The following is a 17,450-nucleotide window of genomic DNA, read 5'->3' as shown; positions in this document are numbered from 1 at the left end:
GGCGGGGGCAGGCCCGGTGCGCTCACGCGGTGGCGACGCGCAGCGCAACTCCCGCGAGCACCAGGCCCATGACGGTGCGCTGGGTGCGCAGCCAGGCCGGGCGTTCCTGCAGGAAACCGGCGATGGTTCCGGCGGTGAGGGCGATCAGCCCGTTGACGGTGACGGCGATCGCGATCTGGACCAGCCCCAGTTCCAGGCTCTGCGCCGGCACGGAACCCCGTCCCGGGTCGACGAACTGCGGGAGTATCGAGACGTACAGGACCGCGATCTTGGGGTTGAGGAGGTTGGTGACCAGCCCCATGGTGAACAGCTTGCGGGGCGGGTCGGGCGGCAGTGGCTGCGGGGCGAAGACGGACGTGCCGCCCGGCTTGAGGGCGCACCACGCCAGCCAGGCCAGGTACGCGGCCCCGGCCAGTTTGAGGGTGGTGTAGAGGGCGGGCACGACGGTGATGAGCGTGGCGAGACCGGCAGTTGCGGCCAGCAGGTAGCAGAGGAACCCGGTGGCGACGCCGAGAAGCGATATCAGACCTGCCCGTCGCCCCTGGGTCACCGATCTCGACACGAGGTAGAACATGTTGGGTCCGGGGGACAGCACCATCCCGAACGCCACGAGTGCGATGCCCGTCAGTGCCTGCGTGCTGATCATGCCAAGCAGCATCGGCTGCTCCGGTCGTTCAGCACCAGCGCGCGATTCTTCAACGTGGGATGAAGCAACGCTGAAAGCAGAGCCCGGGTCCGGGCCGGCCGTGCTTCACGGACTGACGGCGAGCACGATGTAGGCCCCGAGGAGCGAGAGATGTACGCCGCCCTGCAGCGGCGTGGCCCGGCCCGGGATCACGGTCAGGGTGCCGACGACGACCGTGAGGGTCAGCAGGACCATGTGCGTTGCGCCCAGTCCGAGGAGGAGCGGGCCGTCGAGCCAGACCGAGGCCACGGCGACGGCCGGAATGGTCAGTCCGATGCTCGCCATGGCCGAGCCCAGCGCCAGGTTGAGGCTGGTCTGTACGCGGTCGCCGCGTGCGGCCCGGACGGCGGCGATCGACTCGGGCAGCAGGACCATCAGCGCGATGACGACGCCGACGATCGAGGCGGGCAGCCCCGCCGCCGACACCGCCGACTCGATCGTGGGCGAGACGACCTTGGCCAGGCCGACCACGGCGACCAGTGCGACGAAGAGCAGGCCCAGACTCCCGAGGGCGGCCCGTGCCGAGGGCGGTTCGGCATGGTCGTCGGTGTCGATGACCTCGCCCTCGGTGGTCACCGGCAGGAAGTAGTCGCGGTGCCGCACGGTCTGCGTCGCCACGAACAGCCCGTACACGACCAGCGCGGCCAGCGCGGCGAAGACGAGCTGGGGAGGGGAGAAGCGCGGCCCCGGGGTGGTGGTGGTGAACGTCGGCAGGACCAGGCTCAGACCCGCCAGCGTCGCCACCGCCCCGAAGGCGGCTCCCGTGCCCTCGGGGTTGAAGACGGCGACGCGCCGGCGCAGCGAGCCCACCAGCAGGCACAGTCCGACGATGCCGTTGCAGGTGATCATCACGGCGGCGAAGACGGTGTCACGGGCCAGGGTGCTGCTCTTGTCGCCGCCGTCGGCCATGAGTGTCACGATCAGGGCGACCTCGATGACGGTCACCGCGAGCGCCAGGACGAGGGACCCGAACGGTTCGCCGACCCGGTGTGCGATCACTTCGGCGTGGTGCACGGCGGACAGCACGGCTCCCGCCAGCCCGCACCCCACCAGCACCACCAGCCCCGCCGACAACGACTGCCCCCAGGTCAATGCCAGGTCGACGGCCGCCACCACCGGCACGTAGACCGGCCACTGCATGACAAATGAGCGGAACTGAGCATTCATGCAGCAAGCGTCGCATATCGCCCTTGCGAAGGGCCGCTCCTCCGGGCAGCCGCCTGCCCGGAGGGCGACCCGGTCCGGGCGGCTCAGCTCAGCACGAGGCCCACTGGGTCACATTGACGGTGGCGGAGTAGAGCTGGGCTCGAAGGTGCCGGTCGTGAACAGGGTGCGGCCGCCGGAGCTGAAGGTGAGCTTGCCGTCGGCGTAGAGGCGGAGCCGGCCGCCGGTCTGGTGGCAGTCACCGACCTTCAGATCGGGCCAGGTCCACCACTTGTGGGCGGTCGCGGCGGTGGCTCCGGGCCGGGTTTCGCGGGCGACGCCGGAACCGGACGGCCAGGGCCTGGGCACCCGTGAGCGCGTCCCATGAGCCGCCGGTGCCGACGAGTTCGCCCCATTGCCCGCTGCATGATCCGCTCGCGTGGAGGAAGGCGGTGTCGGTGGTGTCGTCGGAGAACTTCACCGCGCCCCCGGTGAGCGGGATGCACGTGTCGCTCGGCGGCTCCTGGCCCTGGACGGTCTCCCGCGATGGAGCCGGGGCGGCACTGGCGGCACTGCTTCGTCAACTGGCCCGGCCGGGACGGCCGCATGACTCCGCGAACGCCCCCTACAGGGTCGACGGCAGCACCACACCACCGCCTGCACGCGCCGGCACAGCTGAACATCAGGCAGCCGCAGCCCGCTCCGCGCGGTACTCGATGTGCAGGCCCGCGGACACGCGTCCGCGCGTGCGGCGCCGCTGCCAGGGGCCCGAGCTCAATTCGACGCAGAAGTGGTGGTTTTCGTCGTCGCGCAGCAAGGCGGTCTCCTCGGCCACGAGGGCGTGGAGCGTGGCCGCCGTCGCGCGGAAGGCCGTGGTGCTGCCGATGACGAAGAGTGTGTCGGCGGCCCGGTCGAAGAGGAGATGGTCGCGGCGCGTGGCGTCCGTCCCGTGAAAGGGGCAGCGACGCGCGGGCCCGTCCTTGAAAACGGATTCCGGGAGTTTCACCGTGTGCGGCTGTCCGGTGCCGAGCCGGGCTCGTACGGCCTTCCAGCGGGATACCGGGAACTGCAAGCGGTGGTGCACCAGGACGAGGTCCAGCGGTGCTGCCTCCTGGGTCACGCCCTGCGGGGCGGGGTTCCCCCGCATCGGTACATACACCAGCGACCGCGGTGAGCGGGCTGCGAGGCCCCATGCGGCGACGAGTTGTCGTGACGCCTCGCGGTCGGCATACATCTCGGCCGACCAGCGGTCGTGCAAGTAGCCGCCGCGCGCGGGCCGGTCGGGGCGGAGGACGCGGTACTCCTCCGCGCCGAGCCGTACGCGGTGGATCCTCATGCTGTGCTTCACGGGACAGGACCGTACGTCACGATCCGTTGTAAAGCACACCAAATACGGGGTGACCGGCTTGCCGGAACAGCCCTCCCCCGAGACTGGCCGGCACGCGAGGCACGACGCGCGGTGCGCACGGCCAGGGCGGCGGCCCAAGGCGGCGGCTGACGGACGCTGCATCAGCCGAGGCCGCCCCGATCCCGGGCGGCCTCGGCCGGTTCGGAACGGCGGGCGTCAGCCGATCGTGTAGCTGTACGGGATCGCCGCCAGCACCGAACCGGTCGTGCCGATCTGGTTGTTGGCGGTGGTCACCGCCCCCGGCGCGGTCACCAGGTACAGCACGCCGTGCACGGTGCTGCCCTTGTCGCCGTGCGGGGTGATGGTGACCTGGAGCGAGCCGGTGGCGCCCGGCTGGACGGTGACCGGGGCGAGGGCCGGGGCCGAGGTGGTCACCGCGGCCGCGAACGGGTCGTTGGTGCTGGAGGTCAGCGACGGGTCGAACGCCAGGGTGTGGGCGTCGGCGGTGATGGTCGACGTGCCGGCGGGAGCGCCTGCGGCCGGGAACGGGCCGATCTGCTGCACGTAGGTGCTCCAGAAGCCCGGGACCACCGGCTGCCGTGCGCTGCCGAAGTCCTTGGCGACCGAGACGGCGGAACCGTCCTGCGCCTCCTTCAGATCACCGAAGACGTCCGGCGAACCGGCGGTGCCGCTCAATTCCAGCTGCGCGGGCGTCGAAGAGGCCGCGACCGCGGTCAGCCGGTCGGTGCCCGGCGGCACCAGGAAGCCCGGGGTGACCGAGCTCGGGTGCAGCGGCAGCGCGACGGTGGCCGACGTGCCCTGCGGCACCAGCGGGACGTCCACCATCTTGTCGGTGAGACGGCCGTCGGCGTGGATCATCTGGGTGGCCGCGGTGTTGTTGGCGTACGTCACCTGGAGCGTGACGGGCTTGTCGGCCGCCAGCCTGGTGGCGGCGCTGTGGGGCAGGCCGGTGACGGTCGCCCGGTCCTGGTCGAGCCCGACGGTGCCGTGGAACGGCTGGGCCTGCTCGGCGCCGCTGACCGGGTTGAGGACGTTCAGCACGAACCGCCAGCGCCCGGGCACCGGATGGATCGCGGTGGCCGACACGCCCTTCGTGGTGCCCGTGGGGGCACCGGAGGCGTTGAACAGCGCATTGCTCTCGATGTCGATCGGCGTGCCGTCGGGGCTGATCAGCGCGCCCTGCACCAGCACGTTCGGGTCGCTGAGCGTCACACCGGCGCGGATGTCCCGGTGGCCGCCGGTCACGTCGAAGGCGTAGGTGAAGGACTGCGCGGGCGAGACGTCACGGGCGTTGCCGCCGGTGATCGTGCCGGTGAAGCTGCCGCCCGTGCCGGAGAGCGGGACCAGGCTGCGCAGGATCACCGGCACGCTGGTGGTGCGGCCGTTCGACCCGGCCACGGTGACCGACTCGGCGCTGTCGCCACCGGTCTCGGGGGTGGTGAGGTGCACGCGCAGCGTGGCGCTGTGCCCGGGCGCCACCTTGGTCACCTTCGGGCTGACGGGACCGTCCGGTACCGCGCGCTCGGTGGCGGTGTCCAGCAGCACCGGGCCGGTGAAGCCGTTGGTGCCCTCGGGGGTGTAGAGGACCGCCGTCCACTCGCCCGCGACCGGGTGCGGTACGTCCACGATGCCGAAGTTGGCCGAGACCGGGCCGCCTTGCGGGCGGGTGTTGGTCTCCAGCCTGCCCGACGGGTCCAGCAGCGTCATCCGGACCACCGGGGTCACGGTGCCGGCCCCGGACTTCTGCGGCTTGCCCTGCCAGGCGATCGACGCGGCGAGCCGGTCGGCGCCCTGCGGAACGGTGAACTTCACCTCGTGGTGCACCCAGGGCGAACCGTTGGTCGCATAGGCGAACTTCGGGTCGGTGGAGGAGTTCAGCGGCACGGTCTGCCGGGAGTTCGCCAGCGGCGCGAACGTACGGGTGGCACCGGTCACCGTCTGGGTGGTGCGGCCGGTGTTGACCACGGTGACCTCGGCGGTGTGGCCGGAGCCCGGCGTGCCGGTGATGTCCAGCTGGCCGGTGGTGACGGCGAGGGTGTTGCTCTGCCCGGCACCCGAGGAGCTGTGGTAGCCGCGGGCGGCCTCCACCGCGGCGCGGACGTTCAGCAGACCGGCACCCTGCTCCTGGGCCGGCAGGCCGAGGTCCTGGGCGGTACCGGTGAGGAACTTCTTGACCAGCGCGGGAGCGGGTGATTCGCCGTGGTGGCCGTCCCGGTACGCCTGGATCACCAGGGCCGCCGCCCCGGCGGTCAGCGGGGCCGACTGGCTGGTGCCGCCGAACGGCTGGACGGAGCTGCCGGTGCCGTTGTAGTTGGTGCACTCGGTGAACACACTGAGCTTGGGCGAGCACAGCGCCCAGTCCGCCTCACCGGGCGCGACCAGGTCCACGGTGCGGCCGGCCTGGGTGAAGCCTCCGGAGGACAGCGCGGAGATCCGGTTGTTCGCCCAGGTGCCGTTCGAGAACTGCGAGGCCGCGTAACCGGTTTGCAGATAGCTCTGGTTGTCCGTCGACGCGCCCGTGGCGATCACCTGCGGGTCGGTGGCCGGAGTCCCGATCGTGCCGTTGATGCCGGCGTCACCGCTGGAGACGGTCACCGTCACACCGGCCGCGACCGCCTGGTCGTTGAACAGCGTGATGGTGTCGTGCGCACCGCTGTCCGGGGTGACGTTGCTGCCGAACGACTCGTTGAGCACATCGACGTGGGCGACCGAGACGGCGTAGTCGATGGACTGCAGAATCGCCGAGTTGGGGAGCGTGGTGAGGCCGCCGGCCTTGAGCGCCACCAGTGAGGCGTCGGGCGCGAAGCCCTTGATGCGGATGGTGCACCCCGCGGGCAGCGGGTGGGTGGGGTTGACGAACTTCGACAGGTCGTAGCTCTCCCGGCCCTGCGCGACCATCGCGGAGGCGTCGCCGAAGGCTTCCGCCCCACCGCTCGGTGCGTCCCAGCCGTCGCCCGTGAAGTCCTGGTGATCAACGATCGCGTGCGAGCCGTCGGGGCGTATGAAGTCCGGGTTGTCCGGGTCCAGGCCGTCCGCGATGTAGGCGACCTTGACGCCCTTGCCGGTGGCGATCTCGTGGGCGCCGGGGTTGCCGGGGGTGCTCTCGACGTGCGTCGAGTACAGCGCCTCGGGCTCCAGCAGCGGCTTGGCCGGGTCGCTGGGGCATATCGCGTACGGATTCGTACCGTTGGCGTTGCCGTCGCTTTTGGCGTTGCCTTTGGCCTTGGGGGAAACGGCCTTCGGCCCCTTGGCACCGCCCGGTGCGGCTGGTGCGCCCGGGGCACCCGGTGCGGTGGCGCTCGGCGGGGTCACCTTCACCATCCCGTCCGGGACGACCGAGGCGACTGCGGGGTCGGCCGCCAGCGCCGCGCGCAGTGCCGGACCGACCGTCGCGGAGAAGGCGTTGCCGACCACGAAGCTCTTGACGTGCGTGCCGCCGCCGGCCTTGACCTTCGCCAGCAGCGGGGCCTGTGCCGAGGCGGCCTCCTGCTTGCGTGCGGTCAAGTGCCCCGCATCGGCCGGGGCCTTGGAGAGCTGGTCCTTGAGGACGACGATCACAGGTTGAGGCGCTTCGTCGCCCGAGAGCGCCTTGGCGTTCGGGGCAGACGTCAACTGGGCGCCGTTCGCGGTGGTCCCGAAGGTCAGGACCATGGACGCGGCGGCCAGGGTGACGCCTGCCAGCTGCGGTTTCCGCCAGCTGAACATCGACATCCTTTCATCTGGATGAGACATCAGGAGGCATGCCAGAGCCCACGCGTCCGGGTGTCGGACGCGTGCATGCTTCTGGAACACTCGTCCCGACAAGCTCACGCATTTCAGCGCATCGCCGATGTCCCGACAAGGGGGTCGCCGCGCGAACGTGCCCCGACCGGCCGTTCACACGAGCAACTGCGATACGAACTCGCGCCGCACGATGCCGGGTTCACCGGATGCCGGTGAGCTCCTCGGAGACGTCCCACCGGCGGCGGGCGGCCTTGTCCGGCTGGACGGGAGGGGTATGGCGCGCAGTTCGCCGCGGCCGTCGGGGCCGATGATCCGGATCCGACGACACCATGACCTGGGATGCCGCGTCCGCTGAGAGAACCCACGAAGGTGGCTGGGCCTACGTGAGTTCCTTCCGCATCAACGTGCACATCGTCTCGTGGCGGCGCAACGACCCATCAGGGGCTTGCTCGTCCCACGAGTCCGCCTGACGGCCGTACGCGACATAGCCCAGCCTTTCGTACAGCGCACGTGCCCGTAGTCGACACCGCCTTTCGCCACAGGGATGTCCGTTGCAGGGCAGACCGCAAGGTAGTCGACCTCGCCGGTCCGGACACGCTCCAACTGCTGGGCGACGCCGGCCAGGTGGTGGTCGGACCCTGCCCACCCGCACGACGCCAGGTCCGCATGCACCAAATCACGGGCTGACAGCTTCAACACCCAATGTTGATCATCTTCACTACCTCTGCTGCCGGGGCACAGGGCATGCTCAACCCCCGCCTCGACTATGTGTATTTCTCCCGCGCGCACTTCGATCTCGATGCCGTCGGCCAGCAGCTGCAGTTGCCCGTCCACGACCAGCAACGCTTCCGCTGTGTCATGGGATTCCGATTCCAAGGAGCGTCCGTCCATCCGCAGCACCTTCACTCCGGTGCGACCGACCTGCCCGAGCAGGAGCGAGCTCCAGGCGCAGGGCAGTTCGGCGGCTGTGCTCGGTATGCCGACGGCGTTCACGGCATGCCTCCTGGCGGGCTGCCTGGCCGAATGAGTCGCCGGGGACGCCCGCAGTTGTGATCAAGGAATGCAGTGACGTTATGACACGGCGGCATGCCGGTGGTCGACCGTTCGGTAAAACCTCGCCGCCGCGGCCCGGGAGGGGGGCTCCGTCGACCCGACCATGCGAACGGTGTCCGCAGTGTCGTGCGCGCCCAAGGTGGCGCCTGTGCGCTCCTGCAAGGGCATATCGACGGCGGGCCGGACGGGGCGAACATGACCGGTATTCGACGGGGCTGCCACGCCCGCATCGGGCCGAAGGTCTGTCATGCGTGCACTGTCGTGACCGGGTTGAAAAGAAGTCGTGGGTGTGCAGGCGCGGATGATAGGCAGTGGGGATGACTACTCACGGTCTCGACCCCATGGAGCGTCTTCTCGCGGAACGTGCCTGCGAGCGTTTGATCCTGGAGTTCGTGCGTCGGCTCGACCTCGGTGAGCCGGGCACGGTGTGCGAGCTCTTCACTCCCGACGGAGTCTGGGAATGGCCGTATGACGGCCGCCGGGTCGAAGGCCGGGAAGCCTTGCGCGCATATTTCGGCTCGCGGCCGGCGGATCGCCTGTCCCGCCGGATGTGCACGAACATCCTGGTCACCGTCGACTCACCGGACACTGCGGAGGCGACCACCTACTTCGCGACCTACCGGGTCGACGGCCATACCGACGGAGCGCTGATTCCGCCCCGGTTGCCCGCGAACATCGGTCACTACGAGGACACGTTTCGCCGGATCGACGGCTCCTGGCTCCTGGCGACGCGGACTCTCGTCCTGCCGTTCGGCGGGCCGACGGAACGCCTGGCCGGCTCCGGCCGGCCTTGAGCGGAGCGGTGTGAACAACCAACCGGCTCTGCCGCAGAGGCGGATGCAGATGCAGATGTGGTGTCGGTAGCCTCACTGCCATGGGGCTGGACATAACCGTGATGGTCGCCGACTGCTCGTGGCTGGGCGAGGTCCCGCCGCGCGAGCGGGTGCCGCGGCTGAGGGACGCCTGGTACGCCGACGAGACAGGGCTGTGGGATCACGATACGCCGGTCGTCGAGAGCGGTTGGGTGTGGCCGCAGGGTCCCCACGGCGCATTCTTCGCCGTGTACGAGTTCCTGCACACCTGCGGATCGTTCAAAGCGCACTTCTGGGCCGGGCAGCGATGGGAAGCCGTCCGCGACCACGTCGATCCGGGCATGCGGACTGAAATGGATACATTTCTGCGCGAGTTGATCTGGTGCGGGCTGGACGGCGAAGCGGAGCACACCGACACGGGATTCTTCGGCGAGGACGACTACGGTGTGCTGCTCGCGCGCCCATCGGAGAACGTGCGGGAACTGGCCGCAGCCTGGGGCCGGATACGGCCTCGCCTCGACCGGATGCGAGGGCCTTTTGCCGAGCACGCCGCGGTATCCGACGGGTGGGTCGGCGACTTCGACGAGTTCACGGGTCTGCTGACGCAGTGGGGAGAAGTCCTCACCGAAGCCGCCCGACGAGGGTGGGGCGTTGTGGGGCTCAGCGAATAACTTGCCGAGGCAGGAGCCGCGCCGGCGAATGGGTTCCTCACGCCCGTGCCCGGTCGAGCAGAAACGGGCTCCCGGGGGCTTCGGGTGTCCAGCCTTCCCTCCGGGCGGTGCGAATCGCGTCGGCGACGGCGGAGGGAAGAACGGGCTCGGTCGGCTGCCCCATCCAGTTGCCGGGGTGGGGCCGGCCGGTCCGGACGACGAGCGTGGTGCCCGGGGAATCAGCGTGTTCGACCGCAAATGTCAGCGGTGACCAGCACAACCCCTGGTCGTAGGTCGGCCGCCCACGGACCGCCCACCGGTACGTGACGCCGTCGACGACGATGCGCCGTGAACCCTTCCCGGGCAATGCCATGCTCGTCCCTTCCGCCCCTCAACCCGCAGAAGACACCGCGAGCTCGCCCGCGTACGGCGGCTGCGCCCCGGCCCGGGAGCATGTGAGCGCCGCCGCGCGGGCCGCGAAGGTCAGGACGTCGCGCCACTGGCCGGCGTCGACGTCGGGGCGCGCCGTGAGGGCGCCATGACTGTCGAGCCGGTGCAGCAGCGCAGCGTTGACCGTGTCTCCCGCACCGATCGTGTCCACGACCGCCACCCGCTCGCCGGCCACGGACAGTTCGCCGCCGTCGCGCGTGAGGACCGCCAACCCCGCGCCCCCGCGCGTGAGGACGACGGCGTAGGGCCCTGCCGCCAGCCACTCCCGGGCCGCGCGCATCGGGTCGGCTCCCGGGCCCGCGAGCCAGGCCGCGTCCTCCTCCGAGAGTTTGAGGAGGGTGATGTGCGGGAGCCATGAGCGGAAGCGGGCCCGGTAGGCGTCCGCGTCGGCGATGAGGCCGGGACGGATGTTCGGGTCGAGGGCCGTGAACAGGCCGCGGGCGGAAGCCCGGCGCATCAGGGCCTCGTACGCGCTCGCCCCCGGTTCCAGGACCAGGGAGCAGGTGCCGAACGAGACGGCGCGGGCCGCGTCGGGCAGGGTGTCCGGGGCGGTGAACAGACGGTCCGCGGTGCCCTCGACGTGGAAGGAGTACGCGGCCGAGCCGCCGTCACCGATGTGTGCCACGGCCAGGGTGGTGGGTTCGGGGCCGCGCTGCAGCAGGGAGACGTCCACGCCGTCCGCCGTCAGGCCGTTCAGCAGGGCCTGGCCGAAGTGGTCGGTGGACAGCCGGGAGCAGAACGCGGTGGGGGTGCCGAGACGGGCCAGGGCGACGGCGGTGTTGTAGGGGCCGCCGCCGCGCTTGGGCAGCAGGGCGGGGAGGTCGTCGACGGGACCGTCCTGTTCCGGGGATGCGGGCGACGCGGGAACGAGGTCGATGAGGGCTTCCCCGGCGACGATGATCATGCTGACGTGGGGCCTTTCGGGACGGTGGGCGGCGGGGCGGCGGTGCGGCGAGCCGGAGGTCGGGGCGCGGTCAGTCCGCGCATCCGCAGGAGCTGCGGTGCATGAAGGTGCAGGGCAGGCGGACGGTGCGGGGCGCGCGGCCGGGCGCGTCGAGCCGGTCCAGCAGGAGCCGTACGGCGGCGGCACCGATGTCGCGGCTGGGCTGGGCGACGGCGGTGAGCCGCGGTTCGAAGAGGTCGGCCCAGGAGAAGTCGTCGAAGCAGGCGAGCGCCATGTCGCCGGGGACGGACAGGCGTGCGGCCCGCAGGGCCTGGAGCGCGCCGATCGTCATGGCGTTGTTCGCGGTCACCAGGGCGGTGGGCGGGGCGCCGAGCCCGAGCAGGCGCCGGGTGGCCTGCTCGGCGCCCTGCGCCTGGGAGTTGCCCTCCACGACCAGCTCGGGCACGTACGGCAGTCCGGCCCGGCCCAGGCCCGTGCGGTAGCCGGCGATGCGCTCGGTGGTGGTGCTGAGTCCGGGCGTGCCCGCCACCAGGGCGATGCGGGTGTGGCCCTGGTCCGCGAGGTGGGTGACGAGGCGGGCCATGGGCTCCTCGTTCTCCGCGCACACCTGGTCGTGCGCGTCGCCGACGAGGCGGTCGAGGAAGACGGCCGGCACCTTCGCCTGCGTCAGGTAGCCGAGCATCGGTCCCGGCGCGGGGGAGGGGGCGACGATCAGGCCGTCGACGCGGCGTTCGTGCAGCAGCCGGACCGCCTTGAGCTCGTGCCCGGGGTCGTCGTGGGGGTCGGCGATCAGCAGGCTGTACCCGGCCTGCAGGGTGCTCGCCTCGACGCCCTGGAAGATCTCGGTGAAGTAGGGGTTGCTGATCGCGGAGACCGCGAGGCCGATCGACCGGGTGCGGGAGGTCACCAGCGCGCGGGCCAAGGTGTTGTGCGTGTAGCCGAGTTCGTCGATGGCGGCGCGGACGGCGTCGCGCGTGGCGGGGCGCACGGGGCGGGTGTCGTTGAGGACGTGGGAGACCGTGGCCACGGAGACGCCCGCGCGCCGGGCCACATCCGCCATCGTCGCCATGTTCCCCGCGCCTCCCCGTGAGTCGTCCGCCCGGCGCCCGGCGTCCGGTGCCCGCCGGAAGTCCGTCCGCCGGAAGTCCGTCCGTCGGTCGTCCGTCGTCCATCCATCGTCCGTGTCGTCCGGACTGCTTGACGTTACCTCACCCACCCAGCGACGTAAACGCTTGCGCAAACGCTTACGTCGCGGATACGGTCCCGCCACCGCACGACGAAGTGAGGAGCCTGCCCATGCGAGCCGTACTCGTCACCGCCCCCGGCCGGTACGAGGTGACCGAAGTCCCCGACCCCGCCCCGGGCCCCGGCGAACTGATCGTCGAAGTGTCCTCGTGCGGGCTGTGCGGGACGGACATGCACATCCTCGGCGGCGAACTCCCCTCCGCCGCATACCCGTTGGTCCCCGGTCACGAGCTCACCGGCCGCGTCGCGGCCCTCGGCCCCGGTGTCACCGGGCCCCGCCCCGGCACGCGCGTCGCCGTCGACCCCAACCTGCCCTGCGGCGCCTGCCATTACTGCCGCATCGGCCGCGGCAACCTCTGCGACAACTACAGCGCCGTCGGGGTCACCCGCGACGGCGGCTTCGCGGAACTCGTCGCGGTCCCCGCCCACTCCGCCTATGTCCTGCCCGAGAACCTGTCCGACGCGGCAGCCGGTCTGGTCGAGCCGCTCTCCTGCGCGGTCCACGGCCTCAACCGGCTGCCCCGCCGCCCCGGCGAGCACTACCTGGTCTACGGCGCGGGCACCATGGGCCTGATGATGGCCGCCGTCGTCCGCGGCGCCGGTGCCGCCTCCGTCTCGATGGTGGACCCCAACGCCGACCGCCTCCCCTTCGCCCGGTCCTTCGCCGCCGACGCCGTGGCCGGCACCGCCGGCGAACTCGGCCGCCCGCAGGGCTTCGAGGTCGTGATCGACGCGACCGGCGTGATCGCCGCGATCGAAGACGGCCTCGGACACGTCCGCAAAGGCGGCACGTTCCTCCAGTTCGGCGTCGCCGACCCGGCACGCACCGCCTCCTTCTCGCCGTTCGCCGTCTACAACCGCGAGATCGACATCATCGGTTCGATGGCGGTGCACAACAGCTTCCGGCCCGCCATCGACCTGCTCGTCGCCGGGCTCGACCTCGACCCGCTGGTCAGCCATGTCCACGGTCTCGACGGCTTCGAGGAAGCCGTGGGCGTCTTCCGCGCGGGCACCGGCCGCAAGATCCACATCTCGCCGGCGGCCGGTACGAGGGCGGCGGGAGGGACGGGGGCATGAGCGTCGGCGCGAGCGGGGGAACGCACCCGGTGAACCCGGTGCACCCGGTGAACCCCGCGACCCCGGGCAACCGGCTCGGCATACCCCGGCCCCTCGCCTGGGGCTACGCCGGAGTGCTGCTCTTCATGATCGGCGACGGCGTCGAAACCAGTTACCTCTCCAAGTACTTCGGCACCGACCTCGGCTTCTCGGCGACCGGCGCAGGCGCCATCATCACCGTCTACGGCGTCACCGCCGCGATCGCCTCGTTCCTCGGCGCGGGCCTGCTGTCCGACCGGTGGGGCCCACGGCGCGTGATGGCGGCGGGTGCCGCGGTCTGGGCCGTCTTCCACGTCCTCATGCTGGCCGTCGCCGTGCCGTCCGGCAGCTACTGGCTCGTCATGGTCACGTACGGGCTGCGGGGCTTCGGCTATCCGCTCTTCGCCTACGGCTTCCTGTCCTGGATCATGGCGGTCGCCTCCCCGCACCACCGGAGCAAGGCGGTCGGCTGGTTCTGGTTCTGCTACAGCGCCGGCTACCCGATCATCGGCTCCTTCCTCTTCGCCGCCGTCACGCCCACGCTCGGCTTCTACCGGACGCTGTGGTTCTCCCTCGCCGTGACCGTGGCAGGTTCCCTCGTCGTCCTGCTGCTGCTCAAGGAGCGCACCGGATTCAGCGGGCTCGCACCCGGACGCGGCGCACGCGCCGAACTGGCGGGCACCTTCCGCCTCTTGGTGGAGAAGCCGAAGATCGGCATCAGTCTGGTCATCCGGCTCATCAACACCACGCCGTCTTTCGGCATGTGGGTCTTCATGCCGTTCTTCGTCCGGGACCTCGGCTTCGGCGACGGGGAGTGGAACACCCTGCTGGTCGTCATGATGACCGCCAACCTGGGCGCCCTCCTCGTCTTCGGCGTCCTCGGCGACAACTGGAGCGGACGCAAGACCTGCGCCCTCTTCGGCGGCGTCCTCGGCGCCGTCGGCTGCCTGCTCTGCTCCTACCTGCCCGCCGCCGCGGGTCACAACTTCCCCGTCGCAGCGGTCGCGGTCGCCGTCTACGGGGCCGGACTTGCCGGGTACGTCCCGCTGCCCGCCATGATGGTCGCCCAGGCGCCCGGGCGCCGGGGCCAGGTCATGGGCGTGTACACGCTGGGCGCGGGCCTGAGCGTCGCGGTCGGCCCGCTGATCGGGACGCTCTCCTACGGCTCGTTCGGATTCCGGGGCCTGGTGTGGATCTACGCGGCCCTGCTCCTGCTCAACGCGGTGCTGTGCCTGTGCGTCACGTCGCCCGGGGACGGTCTGCCGGCGGAGTCCGGGACGGGGAACGGGACGGGCAACGGGCCGGAGACGGAACGGAACAGCACCGGGGTCCCGACATCGGGCTGACCTCCGAGGCCAGTCGCGCGCCGACTCCCGATGTCAGTCGCGGCGGCGCAACGCACGCAGGGAGTCGGCCACTTGACGGATCCGTTCCGCGCCGGCCTCGGACACGGCATGGAGGATCTCCGGTGCCGGCGCGACCGGGACGCCCAGCAGCTCCATGCACGTGTGCGCCAGCTGCCGGCACGCCGCGGCGATCGGTTCCGCGTCGAGAAAGTGCGGGAGCCGCATGCCGCGTTCCACGGCGACGTGGACCGCCATCTCCGCGAAGCGCTCCACCGCGTCGTCCGCCGTCATCGTCTCCACGGGCTTCCGCCCGGGCGCGAACACCGCGTACAGATCGTTCTTTTCGTCCTCCGGAGCGGCGCCGCCGGTCAGGAGTCCGGCCAGGTGGCGGGCGATCGCCGGGGAGCCGTGGAAGCCGTCCCGGTAGGTGCCCGTCGCGAAGTACAGGCCCCGCAGCGGCCCGTGGCCCAGGAGCGGGAAGGTGTCCCACGTGACGGGCCGCATGCCGTGATGCCAGTGCCGCACGGCCGAGAAGGCGATGTTCCGGTCGAGCTGCGCGACGCAGCCGGACAGCAGCGCCTGGACGATGCCCAGCCGCGGTCCGGCAGGCGCGTCGAAGGAGACGTGGTTGGTCGCGCCCACGTACTCGGTTCCGTCCCCGAGCGGCACCGCGTGCAGTCCGCAGCCGCCGACGAGGGTGGGCGTGCGCACGACGTACGGCACGGCCTCGCCCCGTACGCGTTCGGTCTCCAGCGCCACGCCCGCACCGCTGAGCATCGGTTGCACCGAGCCCGGGGGCAGTTGCCCGATCAGACGACCGGTCGCCGCGCCGGCCGCGAGGACGACGGCTCCAGCGGGGAGTGCCGTCCCCGAGGACAGGCGCACTCCGGTGACCGCGTCCTCGTCCGTCACCAGCGACGCCACCTCGTCCGCGATGCGTATGACGCCCCGCCCGGCCGCGGCGGCGTCCAGAGCGGCGAGCAGCTGCCGGGCGTCGACCGCCCCTTCGTCCGCCAAGTACAGGGCGTCCACCGGCTGTTCGCCCGCCTCCGCCTCCAAGAAGCCGATGTCGTAGGGATCCACGTCCTCGAACGGCTCGCCGTGCTCCTCGGCCGCTGCGCGGATCGCGCGCATGCTGCCCGCCCCGTCGGCCGTGGTGCGCGCGCCCAGCACGACCAGCGTCCCCCGCGCATGCCGGACCGGAACCGCCCCGGCCCCCGCCGCCTCCGCGAGCCGGTCCAGCCAGCCCGGCCACAGCCGCGCCGCCTCGCGCGCCAGCGCGAACTTCGCCCGGGATGCGGGATGTTCACCGGTACGCCGTGTGACCTCGGCGAAGCAGTTGAGCATGGCGCCCGCCGCCACGGAGGCGGAACCGGGGCGTGCCTGCGGACCGACCACGGCGATCCGCAGGGCAGGATCCCGCAGTGCCGTCTCGACGGCGACCGACAGGCCCAGCACGCCGTTCCCCACGATCACCACATCGGCTGTCACGGTCTTGACCATTCGGGAAGACAACAGGACGGGCATGTGGAGCGGAAGGTTGCGGGGCTGCGAATGAGACACGGCTGCGCAGAGGGGTGGGCGCACTCGCTCGAAACCCCTTGCGGTGCCTTGGAGTTCGCCCCGCGGCATCACCCGATTCAACGACCCCTTAGGTCAAACATTCACCCGCTGTACGCGGTCGTCCCGCGTATGCGTGCGCGGAATCGAGGGGAGTGAATTCGTCGGACCATGCGCCAATCCGCTCCGGGGAGGGAACAGTCATGCCCCGTCACATCCTGTGGCACAGAACGCGTCGGCTGCTGGCCGCCCTGACCTCGGCGATCGTGGTGGTGGGCGGGCTCGTCGCAGCTGCCCCCGCCCCCGCCTCTGCCGATGCCCGGGCACGCGGCTACGGCAGCTACGTCGCGTTGGGCGACTCCTTCGCGTCGTTCGGCACCGCCACGAAGATCCACGGCGAACCGGCCGGGTGCGGCCGGGCCACGGACAACTACCCGAACGACCTCGCCAGATCGCTGGGAGTGGCCCACTTCGTCGACGCCTCCTGTGCCGGTGCGAAGACTGCGGACATGGCAAGCCCGCAGCGCCTGCAGCCGCTCGGGGAGAACCCGCCGCAGTTCGATGCGCTGACCCCGGACGCCGATCTGGTCACGGTCACCATCTCCGGCAACGACACCCTCGCCGAGATCCTCGCCACGTGCCTCCAGGGCAGCTTCACCAACCCGATGGGCCACCCCTGTCGGCAGCACTACACCGCCGGCGGAACCGACCGGGCGGCGGCGATGATCAATGCGGTGGCCCCGAAGGTGGCGGGTGTCCTCGACGGCATCCACCAGCGGTCCCCGCACGCGACCGTCGTGCTCGTCGGGTACCTTCCGCTGCTGCCGCCCACCACCGGGTGCTGGCCGCTCGTGCCGATCGCCCGGGGCGACGTCCCGTACGTCCACGGCCTCTGGCAGCGGATGCACACGATGCTGGGCGCCGTCGCCGGCAGCCACAACGCGCTGTTCAGCAACCCGGGCAATGTCCTGGGACACGACGCGTGCCGGCCGCCGGGAGCCAAATGGACCGAGGGTCTCCTCCCCACCTCGCCCTCGGCCCCGTTGCACCCCAACGCCACCGGGCAGGCCTATGTCGCTGCGCTCACCAAGGCGCTGCTGACCTGAGCCGACCTGACCTGAGCCGAGCCGGTCACGGCACGTACCGCGAAACCGGCGGCATCGGCTCAGGGCCGGTTCCGCCGCGAGCGGAACCAGGCGACCAGGCCGACGATCCCGACGGGCGCGAAGACGGCGGCCTTCAGGGCGTACTTCGCGGTGAGCCACTTTCCGAGGAGTTCCGGCGACCGCCCCCATTCCGTGAACCAGGCCATGTACGTCAGCAGTCCGCACATCGCCAGCAGGCCCAGCAGCGAGAGCGCAGTGATCGCCGGATTCCGCTTCGGCTCCTCGGTGTTGGTCTCCTTGGTCATGAGA

General features: G+C 71.2%; 15 protein-coding genes and 2 pseudogenes. 5 read left to right on the top strand and 12 right to left on the bottom strand.

The window, feature by feature from the left end:
• Positions 1–22: 22 nt before the first annotated feature.
• The 7 genes and pseudogenes from HG542_RS25450 to HG542_RS35825 form a co-directional block, all read right to left on the bottom strand.
• Positions 23–646 carry a LysE family translocator gene (locus HG542_RS25450; protein ID WP_171085324.1) on the bottom strand — a complete coding sequence of 208 codons (624 nt, stop codon included), beginning with the start codon at positions 644–646 and terminating at the stop codon, positions 23–25.
• A 105-nt stretch (positions 647–751) separates the two neighbouring features.
• Positions 752–1,852 carry a calcium:cation antiporter gene (locus tag HG542_RS25445; protein WP_171085321.1) on the bottom strand — a complete coding sequence of 367 codons (1,101 nt, stop codon included), beginning with the start codon at positions 1,850–1,852 and terminating at the stop codon, positions 752–754.
• A 108-nt stretch (positions 1,853–1,960) separates the two neighbouring features.
• Positions 1,961–2,197: a hypothetical protein gene (locus HG542_RS25440; RefSeq protein ID WP_171085319.1), complete on the bottom strand. Its 237-nt coding sequence runs from the start codon at positions 2,195–2,197 to the stop codon at positions 1,961–1,963.
• Positions 2,198–2,510: 313 nt separating this feature from the next.
• A complete protein-coding gene (locus HG542_RS25435) occupies positions 2,511–3,176 on the bottom strand; it encodes a hypothetical protein (protein ID WP_171085317.1) in 666 nt (221 codons plus the stop codon).
• A gap of 216 nt (positions 3,177–3,392) precedes the next feature.
• On the bottom strand, positions 3,393–6,902 hold the full coding sequence (locus HG542_RS25430) for a S8 family serine peptidase (RefSeq protein WP_171085315.1): 3,510 nt from the start codon (positions 6,900–6,902) through the stop codon (positions 3,393–3,395).
• A 397-nt stretch (positions 6,903–7,299) separates the two neighbouring features.
• Positions 7,300–7,661 (bottom strand): annotated as a pseudogene (locus HG542_RS35400) (hypothetical protein).
• Positions 7,662–7,670: 9 nt separating this feature from the next.
• Positions 7,671–7,811, bottom strand: a pseudogene (locus HG542_RS35825) (cupin domain-containing protein); the annotation flags it as partial.
• A gap of 479 nt (positions 7,812–8,290) precedes the next feature.
• Between HG542_RS35825 and HG542_RS25420 the strand changes: the two are divergent.
• On the top strand, positions 8,291–8,767 hold the full coding sequence (locus HG542_RS25420; protein WP_171085312.1) for a nuclear transport factor 2 family protein: 477 nt from the start codon (positions 8,291–8,293) through the stop codon (positions 8,765–8,767).
• 101 nt (positions 8,768–8,868) lie between these two features.
• Positions 8,869–9,456 (top strand): hypothetical protein, encoded by a 588-nt coding sequence (locus HG542_RS25415; protein WP_255316186.1) that lies wholly within the window; start codon positions 8,869–8,871, stop codon positions 9,454–9,456.
• A gap of 37 nt (positions 9,457–9,493) precedes the next feature.
• Here HG542_RS25415 and HG542_RS25410 read toward each other — a convergent pair whose 3' ends face one another.
• From HG542_RS25410 to HG542_RS25400, 3 genes are all read right to left on the bottom strand, one after another.
• Positions 9,494–9,808: a hypothetical protein gene (locus HG542_RS25410; RefSeq protein WP_171085308.1), complete on the bottom strand. Its 315-nt coding sequence runs from the start codon at positions 9,806–9,808 to the stop codon at positions 9,494–9,496.
• An 18-nt stretch (positions 9,809–9,826) separates the two neighbouring features.
• The gene (locus HG542_RS25405) at positions 9,827–10,789 is read right to left on the bottom strand and encodes a carbohydrate kinase family protein (protein WP_171085306.1); all 963 of its coding nucleotides are present in this window, start codon (positions 10,787–10,789) and stop codon (positions 9,827–9,829) included.
• 70 nt (positions 10,790–10,859) lie between these two features.
• Positions 10,860–11,858: a LacI family DNA-binding transcriptional regulator gene (locus tag HG542_RS25400; RefSeq protein WP_171085304.1), complete on the bottom strand. Its 999-nt coding sequence runs from the start codon at positions 11,856–11,858 to the stop codon at positions 10,860–10,862.
• 227 nt (positions 11,859–12,085) lie between these two features.
• Between HG542_RS25400 and HG542_RS25395 the strand changes: the two genes are divergently transcribed.
• Together HG542_RS25395 and HG542_RS25390 are read left to right on the top strand one after the other, a co-directional pair.
• Complete coding sequence (locus tag HG542_RS25395; RefSeq protein WP_171085301.1) at positions 12,086–13,111, top strand: zinc-dependent alcohol dehydrogenase family protein; 1,026 nt, start codon at positions 12,086–12,088, stop codon at positions 13,109–13,111.
• On the top strand, positions 13,108–14,475 hold the full coding sequence (locus HG542_RS25390; RefSeq protein ID WP_171085299.1) for an MFS transporter: 1,368 nt from the start codon (positions 13,108–13,110) through the stop codon (positions 14,473–14,475). The genes HG542_RS25395 and HG542_RS25390 overlap by 4 nt, the downstream gene beginning before the upstream one ends.
• Before the next feature lie 33 nt (positions 14,476–14,508).
• Here HG542_RS25390 and HG542_RS25385 read toward each other — a convergent pair whose 3' ends face one another.
• The gene (locus HG542_RS25385) at positions 14,509–15,966 is read right to left on the bottom strand and encodes an NAD(P)/FAD-dependent oxidoreductase (RefSeq protein WP_171085297.1); all 1,458 of its coding nucleotides are present in this window, start codon (positions 15,964–15,966) and stop codon (positions 14,509–14,511) included.
• Positions 15,967–16,238: 272 nt separating this feature from the next.
• On the opposite strand from HG542_RS25385, the gene HG542_RS25380 reads away from it, so the two are divergent.
• Positions 16,239–17,141 (top strand): SGNH/GDSL hydrolase family protein, encoded by a 903-nt coding sequence (locus tag HG542_RS25380; protein ID WP_171085295.1) that lies wholly within the window; start codon positions 16,239–16,241, stop codon positions 17,139–17,141.
• A gap of 59 nt (positions 17,142–17,200) precedes the next feature.
• Here the strand turns inward: HG542_RS25380 and HG542_RS25375 are convergent, their stop codons facing one another.
• The gene (locus HG542_RS25375) at positions 17,201–17,446 is read right to left on the bottom strand and encodes a hypothetical protein (protein ID WP_171085293.1); all 246 of its coding nucleotides are present in this window, start codon (positions 17,444–17,446) and stop codon (positions 17,201–17,203) included.
• Positions 17,447–17,450 lie beyond the last annotated feature (4 nt).

The sequence above is a fragment of the Streptomyces morookaense genome (assembly GCF_013030945.1).
In the GTDB taxonomy this organism is placed as follows: Bacteria; Actinomycetota; Actinomycetes; order Streptomycetales; family Streptomycetaceae; genus Streptomyces; species Streptomyces morookaensis.
This window is presented reverse-complemented; position numbering and strand designations above follow the sequence as displayed.

What these genes read in the sequence shown, in the direction of transcription:
- HG542_RS25410 (WP_171085308.1), bottom strand. Translation starts at nt 9,808, where the DNA reads ATGGCATTGCCCGGGAAGGGTTCACGGCGCATCGTCGTCGACGGCGTC.
- HG542_RS25415 (WP_255316186.1), top strand. Translation starts at nt 8,869, where the DNA reads ATGGTCGCCGACTGCTCGTGGCTGGGCGAGGTCCCGCCGCGCGAGCGG.
- HG542_RS25430 (WP_171085315.1), bottom strand. Translation starts at nt 6,902, where the DNA reads ATGTTCAGCTGGCGGAAACCGCAGCTGGCAGGCGTCACCCTGGCCGCC.
- HG542_RS25395 (WP_171085301.1), top strand. Translation starts at nt 12,086, where the DNA reads ATGCGAGCCGTACTCGTCACCGCCCCCGGCCGGTACGAGGTGACCGAA.
- HG542_RS25380 (WP_171085295.1), top strand. Translation starts at nt 16,239, where the DNA reads ATGCCCCGTCACATCCTGTGGCACAGAACGCGTCGGCTGCTGGCCGCC.
- HG542_RS25375 (WP_171085293.1), bottom strand. Translation starts at nt 17,446, where the DNA reads ATGACCAAGGAGACCAACACCGAGGAGCCGAAGCGGAATCCGGCGATC.
- HG542_RS25420 (WP_171085312.1), top strand. Translation starts at nt 8,291, where the DNA reads ATGACTACTCACGGTCTCGACCCCATGGAGCGTCTTCTCGCGGAACGT.
- HG542_RS25400 (WP_171085304.1), bottom strand. Translation starts at nt 11,858, where the DNA reads ATGGCGACGATGGCGGATGTGGCCCGGCGCGCGGGCGTCTCCGTGGCC.
- HG542_RS25450 (WP_171085324.1), bottom strand. Translation starts at nt 646, where the DNA reads ATGATCAGCACGCAGGCACTGACGGGCATCGCACTCGTGGCGTTCGGG.
- HG542_RS25445 (WP_171085321.1), bottom strand. Translation starts at nt 1,852, where the DNA reads ATGAATGCTCAGTTCCGCTCATTTGTCATGCAGTGGCCGGTCTACGTG.
- HG542_RS25390 (WP_171085299.1), top strand. Translation starts at nt 13,108, where the DNA reads ATGAGCGTCGGCGCGAGCGGGGGAACGCACCCGGTGAACCCGGTGCAC.
- HG542_RS25405 (WP_171085306.1), bottom strand. Translation starts at nt 10,789, where the DNA reads ATGATCATCGTCGCCGGGGAAGCCCTCATCGACCTCGTTCCCGCGTCG.